Raw genomic sequence first — 12,990 nt, 5'->3', positions numbered from 1 at the left:
CCGAGAAAGGAAGCCATGCCCACGCTCTTCGACCGCGCCATCGCCGGCGTCCTGCCGGCCGTCCCGCGTCCTGTGGTTCGCAAGGTGTCCAGCCGCTACATCGCCGGCGAGAGCTTCGACGACGTGGTGCGCATCGCCCGGGAGCTCCGCGGCGCGGGGCTGCGCTGCACCATGGACATCCTCGGGGAGAACACCCACTCGCCGGAGCAGGCCCGCCAGGCCGCGGCCGACTACCTGGCCCTGGTGGACCGCCAGGCCGAGGTGGACGTCGACCGCAACGTCTCCATCAAGCTGAGCCAGCTCGGCCTCGCCCTGGACCGCCAGCTCTGCCTCGACGGCATGCGCGGCATCGTCGCGCGCTCGGCGGCCCTGGGCGGCAAGGTGCGCATCGACATGGAGGACAGCAGCCTCACCGACGACACGCTCTGGGTCTACCGCAGCCTGCGCGAGGAGTTCGCGAACGTGGGCGTCGTGCTGCAGGCCTATCTGCACCGCACGCTGGCGGACGTGGCCGCGCTGGCCTCGCTCTCCCCCGCGCCCGACTACCGGCTCTGCAAGGGCATCTACGTGGAGCCGCCCGAGGTGGCGATCCAGGACCACGCGGGCATCAACCGCAACTTCCTCGCCGCGCTCGGCGCCATGTTCGACGGGGGCAGCTACGTGGGCATCGCCACGCACGACGAGGCGCTGGTGGAAGGCGCGAAGGCCATGATCGCCGAGCGCGGGCTCGGCCCCGACCGCTACGAGTTCCAGATGCTGCTGGGCGTGCAGGAGCGCCTGCGCGACCGCATCGTGGCGGAGGGACATCCCCTGCGCGTCTACCTTCCCTACGGCAGGGAGTGGTACGCCTACTGCATGCGGCGGCTGAAGGAGAACCCGAGCGTGGCGGGCCACGTGTTCCGGGCGATGTTCGGCCAGGGCTAGTCCGGCGGCAGGGCGCCGGCCATGGCCGCCAGCTCCGGACCGAGATCCTCGCTCAGCGCGCGCGAGCCGGGCAGGCAGGCCGCGACGCGCAGTCCCGCCAGCGCCAGCAGCCGGCGCACCGCCGGCGTCTTCTCGGGATCGGTCAGCGGCAGGCAGCGCAGGAGCCAGGCGCCGTCGCGCCGCCTGAGCGCCGCGAAGAAGTGCTGGGGCTTCGCGCTCTCGGCCGCGAGCAGCTCGAGCAGCAGGTCCTCGCCCTCCCGCTCCAGGTAGCAGGCCATGAGCCTGAGGACGCCCGTCTCGTCCCGAACCGTGAAGGGCGCGAGCGCCGCGTGCAGCGCGGCGGGCGCGACGGGCTCTCCTCCTTCGACGCGCAGATGCGGCATCTCAGTCCTCCTCGCTGTCCCTGCCGCCCGCCGGGACGCGCAGCCCCAGGCAGGCCAGCAGCACCGACGCGTAGCTGCCCGGGGGCAGCGTCACCGTGAGCTGCGCGCCCTCGTCGTACGCCTCGAGCGACGCCTCCAGCAGCGGGATGCGCAGCGGACGACGCCCCCCCCGCAGCTGACGGCCGAACTCCTCGCGCCAGCCACCCAGCGCGAGCTCCCGCGCCTCGAGTTCGCCCGCGGCGTCCGCGGGCAGCAGCATCTGCCGGCCGGGCAGCGGACCGCTGGCGCTGATCTCGAGCCGCTCCGCGCGCGGCGCCTCGGCGGACAGATCCTCCACGCGGAAGACCGCCCCCTTGGCGTGGATCCAGGCGAGGTCGCCGTCGAGCAGGCCGGGGCCCGCCGCCGCGCGCGCCGCGCAGACGCGGTTGAAGAGCGACGACTGGAAGGCGCTGTGCAGGAAGCGCTGGGCGCGTCCGCGGCGGGCGTTCGGCGTGCCCAGCAGGGCGCGCCCGCGCTGATGGTTGTCGCCTTCGAGTCCGAAGCGCTGGGGACCGAAGTAGTTCGGCATGCCGGTGGCGACCAGCGCGTCCAGCGCCTCGCGCAGCGGGCCCAGCGGCGCGCTCCCGCGCAGGAGGAGCCGGAAGCGGTTCCCGCGCAGATGACCCAGGCGCAGCTTGTTGCGATGCGGGCTCGCGCCCAGGAGCCGCAGTCGCGGGTCCTCGAGCGCGTCGAGACGGCCCTCGCTCTCCCGCCGCGGCACGGACAGGCGCTGCCGCGCGGTGGCGTTGCGGTCCTTGCGCCCCGCCCAGCCGACGCTCGCCGCCGGCAGTCCGAGCCGCGCCGCGATCAGCGCCGCGAGGCCCGGGGTGTCCAGCTCCCGCTTCTCGATGTCCAGGTAGAGGTGCTCCCCCTCGCCGCAGGGCTCGTAGAGGGGCAGCTCCTCCACGTGGAAGCGGTCGGCGTCGGCCGGGTATTCCAGCCCGGCGCCGGGGCCGTCGGCGGGAAAGGGCAGCGACTGCCAGGGGTGCCAGGGACCGTCGGCGGACACTAGGACTCCTCCCTGCGCAGGCGGAAGCGGTGGATGGGCCGTCCCTCCAGCCGGTACTTCGCCTCGAAGTGCGTGTTGGGCAGCGCATCGGCCGGCCAGTCCATCGCCGCGAAGCCCGGCGGCGCCGCCAGCAGCGCGGCGATCCGCGCGGCGTAGCCGGCGTGGTCCGTGGTCACGCGCAGCTCTCCGCCCGGGGCGATGGCGCGCGTCGCCTCCGCGAGGAAGCGCGGGCCCAGCAGCCGCCGCTTGTGGTGCCGTCGCTTGGGCCAGGGATCCGGATGGTAGACGTGCAGCGCGGCCAGGCTAGCATCCGGCACCTTGCGCGCGAGCAGATCCATCGCCTCGGCGCAGACGATGCGCAGGTTCTCCGGGCAGTCCTCGTGCTTCTGCATCCGGCGCTTGGCGTCGCGAAACCACTTCCGCGACAGCTCGACGCCCACGAAGTCCGTCGCGGGCTGCGCGCGGGCGCTCTCGAGCAGGAAGCGGCCCTTGCCGAAGCCGAGCTCCAGCTCCACGGCGGCGCTGCGCCCAAACAGATCCGCCCAGTCCCAGGGACCGGGACGCGAGGCCGGAATCTCGGGGTCGAACATGCGGAGCCTCCACCGTGGGCGCGACCTGGCTTATACCAGAGGCGGCGGCCGTCCTCAAGCCGCTCGGGTTCGCCGCTTGCGCCGGGACGCGCGCTCTGCCACCCTGTGCGCACCCTCCGCTGCAGCCGACCGGGAGCGCGCGTGTCCGAGTTCTTTCACATGGTGCTGGCCGGCAACATCGGCGCGGGCAAGACCACGGTGAGCCGCCTGCTGAGCGAGCGCCTGGGCTGGCGCAGCTACGTCGAGCGCGTGGACGACAACCCCTTCCTGGCCGACTTCTACCAGGACATGTCGCGCTGGGCCTTCGCCCTGCAGCTCACCTTCCTCGCCAACCGCCTGGAGGACCACCGCCTCATCGCCGAGCGGGCCGAGAGCGCGATCCAGGACCGCTCCCTGCACGAGGACGCGCTCATCTTCGCCCGCAACCTCTACGACTCCGGCCGCATGAGCGAGGGCGAGTGGCGCACCTACCGGCGCCTCTACACGCAGATGCTCGCCCTGCTGCGTCCGCCCGACCTGCTGGTCTACCTGCGCCGTAGCCTGGCGGGGCTGCTGAGGAACATCCGCCAGCGCGGGCGGGACTACGAGGCGGACATCGATCCGGCCTACCTCGAGCGGCTGAACGCCTACTACGAGGAGTGGATCGCCTCGCGGCCGAGCGAGCGCATCCTCGTGGTGGACGCCGACGCGCTGGACTTCGTGGACGGCTCCGCCGACCTCGAACTGCTGGCCGCCCAGGTGCTGGCGGCCTGCCCGCAGCGCGAGCTCTTTCCCTCGGCCCAGGCGTCGCCGCTGGCCGTGCCCGCGGACGCCCGCTTCGCGCTGCTCGAACCCTGACGCCACGCAATGACCGCTTGGTCCGTGGGCGGCGATGGTCTACACTCAAGTCCCCACTCCCGCCTTCGTCTTCCCCGGAGGCCTCATGGCAGCGCCCTATGACGCGCGCGTGCTCCCGCGCAGCGAGCACACGCTTTCGCGCAAGGACATCGACCCCGACGCGCTCAAGATCCTCTACCGGCTGCACCGGGCGGGCTACCAGGCCTACCTGGTGGGCGGCGGCGTGCGCGATCTCCTGCTGGGGCGGGTGCCCAAGGACTTCGACATCGGCACCGACGCCACGCCCGAGGAGATCCTCGATCTCTTCCGCAACAGCCGCGTGATCGGCCGGCGCTTTCCCATCGTGCAGGTGATGTTCGGCCGCGGGCGGGTGTTCGAGGTGGCCACCTTCCGCGCGCTGGACGAGAGCGAGGACGACGACCCGTCCCTCAGCGATCAGGACAGCCTCGAGGAGAAGGCGCGGCTGGAGGCCGAGGCCGACCAGCTCGACGGCGACGAGGACGCCCCCCCCTCCCCCGGCGACGATGACGACGACGAGGAGGAGGACGACGACGCGGAAGACGAAGAGGTCTCCGACGACGACGAGGACAGCGAAGACGAGGCCCCGCCCGAGCGGCGCCGCCGCGGCCGCCGGAGCTACGACCGCGGCCGTCACCTGCTGGAGTTCGCCGACCAGCGCTACGGGACCCCCGCCGAGGACGCCCGCCGGCGCGACCTCACCATCAACGGGCTCTTCTACAGCATCGGCGACTTCAGCGTGATCGACTACGTGGGCGGACTCGACGACCTCGCCGCCGGCGTCATCCGCAGCATCGGCGACCCCGACGAGCGCTTCCGCGGCGATCCCGTCCGCATGATCCGCGCGCTGCGCCACGCCGGCCGCACCGGCTTTCGCATCGATCCCGAGACCTGGGACGCCATCGTCCGCCACCGCGCGCTGCTGGCCGACTGCAGCAAGGCGCGCCTGCTCGAGGAGTTCTATCGCGACCTGCGCGGCGGCGCGGCCCTGCCCAGCCTCCGCCTGATGCGGGAGACGGGCGTGCTGGCCGAGCTGCTCCCCGCGCTCGACCAGTTCCTGCCCGCGGTGGCCGAGGGCGAGCCGCTGCCGCTGCCCTGGCGGCGTCTCGAGCTGCTGGACGCCTGCGTGGCCCAGGGCGAGGACTTCGACAACGGCCTCCTCCTCGGCCTGCTGCTCGCGTTTCCGCTCCTGGACACCCTCGAGGCGCAGGAGGCGTCCGGCAGCCGGCCCGACACCGGCCGCGTCGCCTACCGCTTCCTCAAGCCGCTCACGGCCCGGCTGGGCGTGGCGCGCCGGGATACCGAGCACCTCTTCCTCATCGCGCTCAGCCAGCGCCGGCTGGCGCGCTGCCTCGAGGGCCATCCCGTGCCCGGCTTCTTCCGCAGCAAGCCCTACTTCCCGTCGGCCTACCGGCTCTTCGAGCTGGACGCCCAGGCGCGCGGCCTGACGCCGCCCCCGCTGATCTTCGGCGCGGGCAAGCGCCGGCGCTCGCGGCGTCGTCGGCGGCGGCGCTCCGAGCGGACCTAGACGTGGACGCAGCGCCGCTGGGCCCCGACTTCTTCGCGCGCCCGGTCCTGCGCGTGGCGCGGGACCTGCTCGGCCGCCGCCTCGTGCGCGTGCTGAACGGCGAGCGCCTCGCCCTGCGCATCGTGGAGACCGAGGCCTACGCCGGCGCGGACGACCCCGCCAGCCACGCGCGCGGCGGGCCCACGGCGCGCAACCGCGTCATGTTCGGCCCGCCCGGCCACAGCTACGTCTACCTGGTCTACGGGCTGCACCACTGCCTCAACCTCGTCTGCGAGCGGGAGGGCCGCGCGGCCGCCGTGCTGCTGCGCGCCGGCGAACCGGAAGAGGGGCTGGAGCGCATGGCCGCGCTCCGCGCGGGCCGTCCTCGGCGCGACTGGGCCCGAGGCCCCGGCCGCCTCTGCGCGGCCCTGGGACTGGACCTGCGCCACGACGGCCTCGCCCTCCCCCATGCCGAGCTATGGCTGGAGCCCGGCCGCCCGCCGGGGCGCGGACGCGTCGAGGCCGGGCCGCGCGTGGGCGTCGACTACGCGGGCGAGGCGGCCGGCTGGCCCTGGCGATTCAAGGAGAAGGCGAGCCCCTGGACGAGCCGCCCCTAGCGCTGGGCGCCGCCGCTAGAGCGAGGTCTCGCTGCGTTCGATCACGACGCCGCGCCGCGCCAGCTCCTCCAGCACGCGCGAGGGCGGCACGGCGAGCTCGAGCGAGTGGGCGCCCGCACCGGCGCCCTCCCCCGCGGCGATGAGCTGCAGCACCACCGCGGCCGGGAAGGCCGTGGTGCGGCGCATGGCGGAGAGCCCGGTGAGACCGTCATACCAGTCGATCATCTGGTAGCGGCGGCGGCAGGGCCCGTCCGGCCCGACGCCTTCGGCTTCGACGCGGAAGACGACCACGTCGCGCACGTCCTCTTCCCAGAGCGCGCGGGTGAGCAGCGCCGCGGACAGCGCGCGCGGGCTGACCGGCGCGCCCGCCACGGCGACGGGCGCCTCGTCGAAGAAGCCGAGCGTCTTGAGGAGGCGGATCTTGTCCACGTGGCCCGGGTAGCGGACCGTCTTGTAGTCGAGATTGCGGACGCGGCCCTTCAGCGTCCAGGGCAGCGTGCTGGTGCCGCCGAGCGTGGCGAAGGCCTCGCAGCGGCCGATGGGCGCGGGGAAGTCGAGGCTCTCCACGTCCTCGAGGGTGGGCACGGTGGCCAGCTCGCCGTCGCGGAGCAGGATGGCCTCGCCCATGTACTCGTTGATCAGCCCGTGGACGCTGAAGAAGAGACTGTAGTCCAGGGGCGGCCGCGGGTGTTGCGGCAGCCCGCCCACGCGGATGCGCAGCGCGTCCACTGCGCGCATCCCCTCGATGGCGGCCATGCAGACGGTGGCGGCCAGCCCGGGGGCGAGGCCGCAGTCCGGCACCAGCGTGGCGCCGCTCGCGCGCGCCAGCGGGTCCAGCTCGAGCGTCCGCTGCACGATGGCCGTGTTGCCGCCCAGGTCCACGTAGTGGACGCCCGCGCGCGCGCAGGCCTCGGCCACGGGCAGGTTGAGGAAGTAGGGCAGCGCGCTGAAGCAGGCGTCGGCGTCGGCCAGCAGCGGCGCGAGGGCGGCGGGGTCGGCGAGATCGAGCGCCCGGGTGACCGCGCCGCGCTCGCCAAGGGCGGGCAGCGCGTCCTGGCAGCGGGCGAGGGCGGCGGGGTCGGCGTCCACCAGGGTCAGCGCCGTGGCACCGCCGTGGACGAGCAGGTCGTAGGCCGCCGCGCTGCCCTGCAGGCCGGCGCCGAGCACGAGGGCGCGCATCAGTCGAAGACGCTGGTGTTGATCTTGTAGTACAGCCACACCATGAAGAGCGAGGTGGCCGTCACCATGCCGGCCACGACCCAGGTGTTGACCTTGGAGTAGTGCACGCTGACCACGTCGTCGCGGGGGATCGTCGTGTCGACGAAGTACTCGGACACGCCGTCGTCGATGCGCTCCACCGTCTCGAGCAGGTAGTTGCCCTCCTCGGTCTCCGTGAGCGACTGCGCGAGGTAGACGATCCCGTTCTTGTCGACGATGCGGATGTTGCCCACGCCCGACTCGGCGAGCTCGGCGGCGGCGTCCTCGGGGTTGACCTCCATCGTGCGCATGCACGCGCCGGTCGTCAGCAACATCAGCAGGGTCAGCCCGACCCCTACCCAGCGTCTCGTCATGGTACTCAGGCACTCCTCATTGTCGTACCCGGGGCCGTACCCGGGGTCGTGCCCGGGGTCGTCTTCGGGTCCTTGTCCTGGGGCGGCGGAACTCTAGCACGGGGGCCGGGGCACCGCAAGTCGCCCGGTCAGAGGTCGCGGTCCAGCCGGTGCTTGCCGCCCTGCGCCCGCACGGGCACGGGGTAGTCCCCGCTGAAGCAGGCGGTGCAGAAGCCGTCGGGACTCTTGGCGCAGGCGAGCATGCCCTCCATGGACAGGTAGGCCAGGGAGTCCACGCCCAGGAAGTCGCGGATGCCGTCCACGTCGAAGCGCGAACGGATCAGCTCCTTCTTGGTGGGCATGTCGATGCCGTAGAAGCACGGGTGCGTGATGGGCGGCGAACTGATGCGCAGGTGCACTTCCTTCGCGCCGGCGTCGCGCAGCAGACGCACCAGCTTGCGCATGGTGGAGCCGCGGACGATGGAGTCGTCCACCACCACCACCCGCTTGCCGCGCAGCACGCCGCGCACCGGGTTGTACTTGATGAGCACCCCGGAGTCGCGCACGCTCTGCTTGGGGCTGATGAAGGTGCGCCCCACGTAGTGGTTGCGAATCAGCCCGAACTCGAAGCGGATGCCGCTTTCGAGGCTGTAGCCCAGCGCCGCGCTGTTGGACGAGTCGGGCACCGCGATGACGAAGTCCGCCTCCACCGGGTGCTCCCGCGCGAGCTGCTTGCCCAGCTTGCGCCGCACCTTGTCGACGTTCTCCTCGAAGACGATGCTGTCCGGCCGCGCGAAGTAGACGAACTCGAAGATGCAGCGCGCCGCCTCGCCCGCGCTCTGGACGATGGTGCTGTGCAGGCCGTTCGCGTCGATCATGATCAGCTCGCCAGGCACCACGTCGCGCAGGTACTGCCCCCGCACGATGTCGAAGGCGCAGCTCTCGCTCGCCACCAGCCAGGCGTCGCCCAGCCGCCCCACGCAGAGCGGCCGGAAGCCGTGGGGATCGCGGTAGGCGAAGAGCCGGTCCTTGGCCAGGATCAGCAGGCTGAAGGCGCCCTCCAGCCCGTCGACGGCCTCGCCGATCATGCCGCGCAGATCCTCCCGCTCCGAGCGCGCGATGCGGTGCAGCACCACCTCGCTGTCGCTGGTGGACTGGAAGATGTGCCCCTTGGCCTCCATCGCGTCGCGCAGCTCGAGCGCGTTGGTGATGTTCCCGTTGTGCGCGATGGCCAGCCGCCCGGCCTTGCAGTCCACCACGATGGGCTGCGCGTTCACCAGGCTGACGCGTCCCGTGGTGGAGTAGCGGTTGTGCCCGATGGCCAGGTGGCCGTTCAGCTTGCTCAGGTTCGTCTCGTTGAAGACGTTCCCCACCAGGCCCATGCCGATGTGGCTGCGCATGTGGGCGCCGTCGCTGGCCGTGATGCCGCTGGATTCCTGCCCGCGGTGCTGGAGCGCGTAGAGCCCGAGGTAGCAGAGCTCGGCCGCGAGCTCGTGGCCGAAGATGCCGATGATGCCGCACTCCTCGCGGGGACGGTCCTCGAGCACGCTCACGCGGAGACCTCCGCGGGCGCGGGCGCGAGGGCTAGCAGACGGCCCTCCTGGTAGTGCGGATTCAGCAGCAGGCCCTCGCCCCGACCCCGGCTGACGGCCAGCGCGGCCGCGAGCCCCCCCGCCTCGGCCGCGTTCGCGGCCGCGAGCCGGAGCTCCCAGAAGCTGCCGGTGTGAAGCGCAGTCAGCGCCACCGCGGGAGAGAGGCGAGCGGCGCTGGCGGCACGGAGCGCGTCCGCGGCGCCGCCCTCGTCCGTCACCCAGAGGCCCAGCTGCCAGGACGACAGCGCGTCGGCCGGGCCCAGCGGACGCGGAAGCGGCGCGGGCAGCGCGTCGCCGGCGCCGAGGGCGTCCGCGGCGAGCCAGGTCAGCCGCTCCTTGTTCGGATTGTAGTAGGCGCTGCTGCGCTCCAGCTCCGCCGCGAGCGCGGACTGGCAGACGGCCGCGTCCGCGCCTTCCACCGTGAACCGCCAGAGCCGGTGCCGCGCGAGGCCGAGCAGGCGGTCCCCCCAGCCCAGGCGCTCCACGAGGGTGAGCCAGGCCGTCTCGCGCACGAGGTCCACCGTCTTCAGCGTGACGAGGAGGTCAAGACGCATGGCGCTCCTCACCACTCATGGGCTTCAGGGTCTGGCCGCGCCGAGTCCCGCGGGCGGCGTCCACCATGGCGGCGAAGAGCGCGTGGCCCGGTCCGGGTCCGCGCAGGGCGGGCCAGTCGCCGTCGGCCGCGCGGCGGCGGACGCCCCAGGCGCCCTCGAGCATCGCCGGCACCTGGCCCAGCCAGGCGGCGCGCTCGGGGTGGGGCATGATCGCCAGCACGTTGCCGGCCCGGTTGCAGAGCGCCGCGGCGTCGAGCAGGCTGCCGTTGGGATTGCGGGGCCAGCCGCCGGCGTCCTCGCCGGCGGGACCGGCGTAGCGCAGGGCGATCTGCCCCGCGGCGGCGAGGTCCGCGAAGAGCGTCTCGCTGCGCGTGGTGAAGCGCCCCTCGCCGTGGGCGAAGGGGAGGGGCAACACGTCGCCCGCCAGCGGCGCCAGCCAGGACGGCGTCCGCTCGGCCACGCGCAGATGGCTCCAGTCCGAGTAGTAGCCGCTGCGCCCGCGCATGCGGTTCGGCGCGAGTGCGATCTCCACGGCGCCGGGCGCGAGGCCCGGCACGAAGCCGGCCTCCACCAGCACCTGCGCGCCGTTGCAGATGCCGAGGACGGGCTTGCCCGCCTCGGCCTGGGCGAAGAGCGCGTCCAGCACCGGTTCCTTGGCGGCCACGGCGCCGGCGCGGATGCGGTCCTGATAGCTGAAGCCGCCGGGGATCAGGTAGAGGTCGAAGTCCGCCAGGCGCGCGGGGTCCTCGTTCCAGCGCAGGATGCTGGCGGTCGCGCCCGCCGCCTCGAGGGCGCGGGCCGACTCGTACTCGCAGTTGACGCCGGGGAACTGCAGGACCGCGGCGCGGGGTGCGTTCGTCATGCGTCGCCTCCGGCGGTCCCGTCCAGTGTGAAAAGACCCGGCAGCGTGCCCTGCCAGGCGCGGCGCAGGGAGTCCAGCGCCAGCTCCACGCGGGGCGCGCCGTCCACGGCGAGACGCAGACGGCCGTCGCCGGTCACGCGGCCCTGGGCCAGGGGGGTGAGGCCGGCGCCCGCGCAGGCGGCGAGCAGGGCGTCCAGGCGCTCGGGGACGACCTCGAGCAGGAAGCCGCCGCTCTCGCCGAAGAGCGTCGCCACGGCGTCGAGGCCGCCGGCGGGCAGGTCCAGCGCGATGCCCAGGCCGAGCGCGCCAGGGCGGCGGCCGAGCATCATCTCGGCGGCCGCGACGGCCACGCCGCCCTCCCCCACGTCGTGCGCCGCGCGCAGCCAGCCGGCCTGCGCCGCCTCGATCACCACGCGGGCCTCGGCGCGCACGCGGGCGAAGTCCGCGGCCGGCAGCGCGCCGCCCGAAGAGCCCAGGATCACGCGGTGGTAGGCGCCGCCGCCGAGGGCGTCCTCGCGCGCGCCGATGAGCAGCAGCGGATCGCCCTCGCGCGCGAGCTGCTGGCCGGGGACGCGGGAGACGTCCGGCACGCGGCCCGCCAGCGCCACGATCGGGCTCGGCGGAATCGCCGCGCCGCGGGCGCTCTCGTTGTAGAAGCTCACGTTGCCGCTGATGACGGGGATCGGATTCCCCGGCGCCAGGCCGCGCTCGTCCTCGGCCAGGCGGCCGATGCCACGGCAGGCGTCGCCGACGCCGCGCACGCCCTCGACGAAGGCGCCGAAGGGCCCGGGCTTCTCGGGGTTGCCGTAGTTGAGGCAGTCGGTGAGGGCCAGCGGCCAGGCGCCCTGGCAGGCCAGGTTGCGCACCGCCTCGCAGACGGCCAGCGCGCCGCCCAGGTAGGGATCGCGCTCGCCGTAGAAGGGGTTGCCGTCGCAGGTGATCGCGAAGCCCAGCGGGCTGTCCGCAAAGGGGGCGCTCACGCCGCTGTCGCCCTCGCCGGGGCGCAGGCAGGCGTGGCCCTGCACCTCGCCGTCGTAGTGCTGGTAGAGGTAGCTGCGGTCGCAGAGGTTCGGGTCGGCGAGCAGCGTGAGCAGGTCCGCGCCGAGCTCGCGGCCGGGCTCGTGCGCGGGCGCGGGCGGCGCGGTGGGCGCCGGCCGGCTCTCGCGGGCGTAGCGGATGCCGCTGGTGACCACCTCGACGGGGGCGTCGCAGAGCACGTCCTCGCCGCGGGTGAGCGTGTAGCGGCCGTCTTGCGTCACCTCACCCACCACCCGCGCGCAGGCGCCCCGGTAGACGTGGGGCAGGTCGAAGTCCTCGTTGTAGATCGCCAGCACGCGCGCGCTGAAGCGGCGCGGCACGGCGAGCCCGTAGCGCTCCTGCGTCTCGCTGCAGGCGATGACGCGGCTGGCGAGGCGCTCGTCCGAGACCGACACCTTGTCCAGCCACACGCGCATGCCGAAGCCGCCGGCCTCGGCCAGCTCGCTGGACACGCAGGCGATGCCCCCCGCGCCCAGGTCCTTGAAGCCGATGGCCACGCCCTCGGCGCGGGCGAGCGCGAGCACGGCCTTGTTCGCCTCGCTGAGCACGCGCTTGAGGAAGGGATCGGGCACCTGCACCGCGCCGCGGTTCTCGACGCTGGCGTCGAGGATGATGCTGGCGAAGGCCGCGCCGCCGAAGCCGGACTCGTCCGTGGGCTTGCCCACGAGGATGAAGTCGTAGGGCTCCGCCGCCGCCTCGGCGGGCACGCGGCTGCGCACGATCTCGTCCTCGGGGACGAGCCCCACGGCCACCACGTTGACGAGGCAGTTGTCGTCGTAGCCGGCGTGGAAGACGAGGTCGCCGCCCAGGTTGGGCACGCCCAGCGCGTTGGCGTAGTGCCAGATGCCGTCCACCACGCCCGCCATGATCTCGCGGCTGCGCGCCGCGTGCGCGCCGGCCGGATCGCCGAAGCGCAGCGGGTCGAGCACCCCCACCACCGTGGCGCCCATGCAGTAGACGTCGCGCACGATGCCGCCGATGCCCGTGGCCGCGCCCTCGAAGGGCAGCACCTGGCTGGGGTGGTTGTGGCTCTCGTGGCTGAGCACGAGGCACCAGGAGCGGCCGTCGGCCTCGCCCAGGCGGACGATGCCGGCATCTTCCACGGGGCCGAGCACCACGTCGGGGCCCTCGGTGGGCAGGTGGCGCTTCAGGTGCTCGCGGCTGCTCTTGTAGGAGCAGTGCTCGCTCCACATGGTGTCGAAGAGGGTGAGCTCGGTGAGCGTGGGGTCGCGGCCGAGGAGTTCCGCCACGCGGCGGGCTTCATCGGTTTTCAGCGTGAGCGCTTGCGTGGAGAGGGTCTTCTCCAGCTCGGCGTCGGAGAGTCGCCGGACGTCGATCACCGCTTCCATCGAGGCCGCCTGCCGCCCACGAGGCTGAGCAAAATGGGGTTTCCTAGGCTGGGAAAGCACATATACTAGGCAAGTCCCGCTGAAAGTCCAGACCTTTTCCATCCCCACTTGCGAGGGCGAG

13 protein-coding genes and 1 pseudogene are annotated in these 12,990 nt (G+C 73.3%); 5 read left to right on the top strand and 9 right to left on the bottom strand.

The window, feature by feature from the left end; all coding sequences use genetic code 11:
* Positions 1-15: 15 nt before the first annotated feature.
* Complete coding sequence (locus H6693_00640; protein MCB9514684.1) at positions 16-924, top strand: proline dehydrogenase family protein; 909 nt, start codon at positions 16-18, stop codon at positions 922-924.
* On the opposite strand, the gene H6693_00635 is transcribed toward H6693_00640, so the two are convergent.
* Genes H6693_00635 through trmB form a run of 3 tightly spaced genes read right to left on the bottom strand, consistent with a single transcriptional unit; the run spans position 921 to position 2,945 of the window.
* Positions 921-1,307, bottom strand: a complete 387-nt coding sequence (locus H6693_00635; GenBank protein MCB9514683.1) for a hypothetical protein — start codon at positions 1,305-1,307, stop codon at positions 921-923. The two genes, H6693_00640 and H6693_00635, sit on opposite strands and share 4 nt — an antisense overlap.
* Position 1,308: 1 nt before the next feature.
* A complete protein-coding gene (gene truD, locus H6693_00630; protein MCB9514682.1) occupies positions 1,309-2,355 on the bottom strand; it encodes a tRNA pseudouridine(13) synthase TruD in 1,047 nt (348 codons plus the stop codon).
* On the bottom strand, positions 2,355-2,945 hold the full coding sequence (trmB, locus tag H6693_00625) for a tRNA (guanosine(46)-N7)-methyltransferase TrmB (GenBank protein MCB9514681.1): 591 nt from the start codon (positions 2,943-2,945) through the stop codon (positions 2,355-2,357). Before trmB ends, truD begins: the two co-directional genes overlap by 1 nt.
* A gap of 141 nt (positions 2,946-3,086) precedes the next feature.
* Here trmB and H6693_00620 point away from each other — a divergent pair, with 141 nt between their 5' ends.
* The 4 genes and pseudogenes from H6693_00620 to H6693_00605 all read left to right on the top strand — a co-directional run bounded on the left by H6693_00620 (position 3,087) and on the right by H6693_00605 (position 5,924).
* Positions 3,087-3,782 (top strand): deoxynucleoside kinase, encoded by a 696-nt coding sequence (locus tag H6693_00620; protein MCB9514680.1) that lies wholly within the window; start codon positions 3,087-3,089, stop codon positions 3,780-3,782.
* 85 nt (positions 3,783-3,867) lie between these two features.
* Positions 3,868-4,203, top strand: a pseudogene (locus tag H6693_00615) (polynucleotide adenylyltransferase PcnB).
* Positions 4,204-4,437: 234 nt separating this feature from the next.
* On the top strand, positions 4,438-5,328 hold the full coding sequence (locus H6693_00610; GenBank protein MCB9514679.1) for a CCA tRNA nucleotidyltransferase: 891 nt from the start codon (positions 4,438-4,440) through the stop codon (positions 5,326-5,328).
* A 2-nt stretch (positions 5,329-5,330) separates the two neighbouring features.
* Positions 5,331-5,924, top strand: a complete 594-nt coding sequence (locus tag H6693_00605) for a DNA-3-methyladenine glycosylase (protein ID MCB9514678.1) — start codon at positions 5,331-5,333, stop codon at positions 5,922-5,924.
* A 15-nt stretch (positions 5,925-5,939) separates the two neighbouring features.
* Here the strand turns inward: H6693_00605 and H6693_00600 are convergent, their stop codons facing one another.
* The 6 genes from H6693_00600 to purL all read right to left on the bottom strand — a co-directional run bounded on the left by H6693_00600 (position 5,940) and on the right by purL (position 12,869).
* A complete protein-coding gene (locus H6693_00600; protein ID MCB9514677.1) occupies positions 5,940-7,103 on the bottom strand; it encodes a saccharopine dehydrogenase NADP-binding domain-containing protein in 1,164 nt (387 codons plus the stop codon).
* Positions 7,103-7,495, bottom strand: coding sequence for a hypothetical protein (locus H6693_00595; protein MCB9514676.1), 393 nt, complete (start codon positions 7,493-7,495; stop codon positions 7,103-7,105). Before H6693_00595 ends, H6693_00600 begins: the two co-directional genes overlap by 1 nt.
* Before the next feature lie 128 nt (positions 7,496-7,623).
* Complete coding sequence (locus H6693_00590; GenBank protein MCB9514675.1) at positions 7,624-9,021, bottom strand: amidophosphoribosyltransferase; 1,398 nt, start codon at positions 9,019-9,021, stop codon at positions 7,624-7,626.
* 2 nt (positions 9,022-9,023) lie between these two features.
* Positions 9,024-9,620, bottom strand: a complete 597-nt coding sequence (locus tag H6693_00585; protein MCB9514674.1) for a hypothetical protein — start codon at positions 9,618-9,620, stop codon at positions 9,024-9,026.
* Positions 9,610-10,482 carry a phosphoribosylformylglycinamidine synthase I gene (gene purQ / locus H6693_00580; protein MCB9514673.1) on the bottom strand — a complete coding sequence of 291 codons (873 nt, stop codon included), beginning with the start codon at positions 10,480-10,482 and terminating at the stop codon, positions 9,610-9,612. Before purQ ends, H6693_00585 begins: the two co-directional genes overlap by 11 nt.
* Positions 10,479-12,869, bottom strand: a complete 2,391-nt coding sequence (gene purL / locus H6693_00575; protein ID MCB9514672.1) for a phosphoribosylformylglycinamidine synthase subunit PurL — start codon at positions 12,867-12,869, stop codon at positions 10,479-10,481. The genes purQ and purL overlap by 4 nt, the downstream gene beginning before the upstream one ends.
* Positions 12,870-12,990: the final 121 nt, after the last annotated feature.

This window comes from Candidatus Latescibacterota bacterium, assembly GCA_020633725.1.
GTDB lineage: Bacteria > Krumholzibacteriota > Krumholzibacteriia > JACNKJ01 > JACNKJ01 > VGXI01.
The sequence above is the reverse complement of the archived record's forward strand: the minus strand, read 5'-3'. Positions and strand labels throughout refer to the sequence as shown.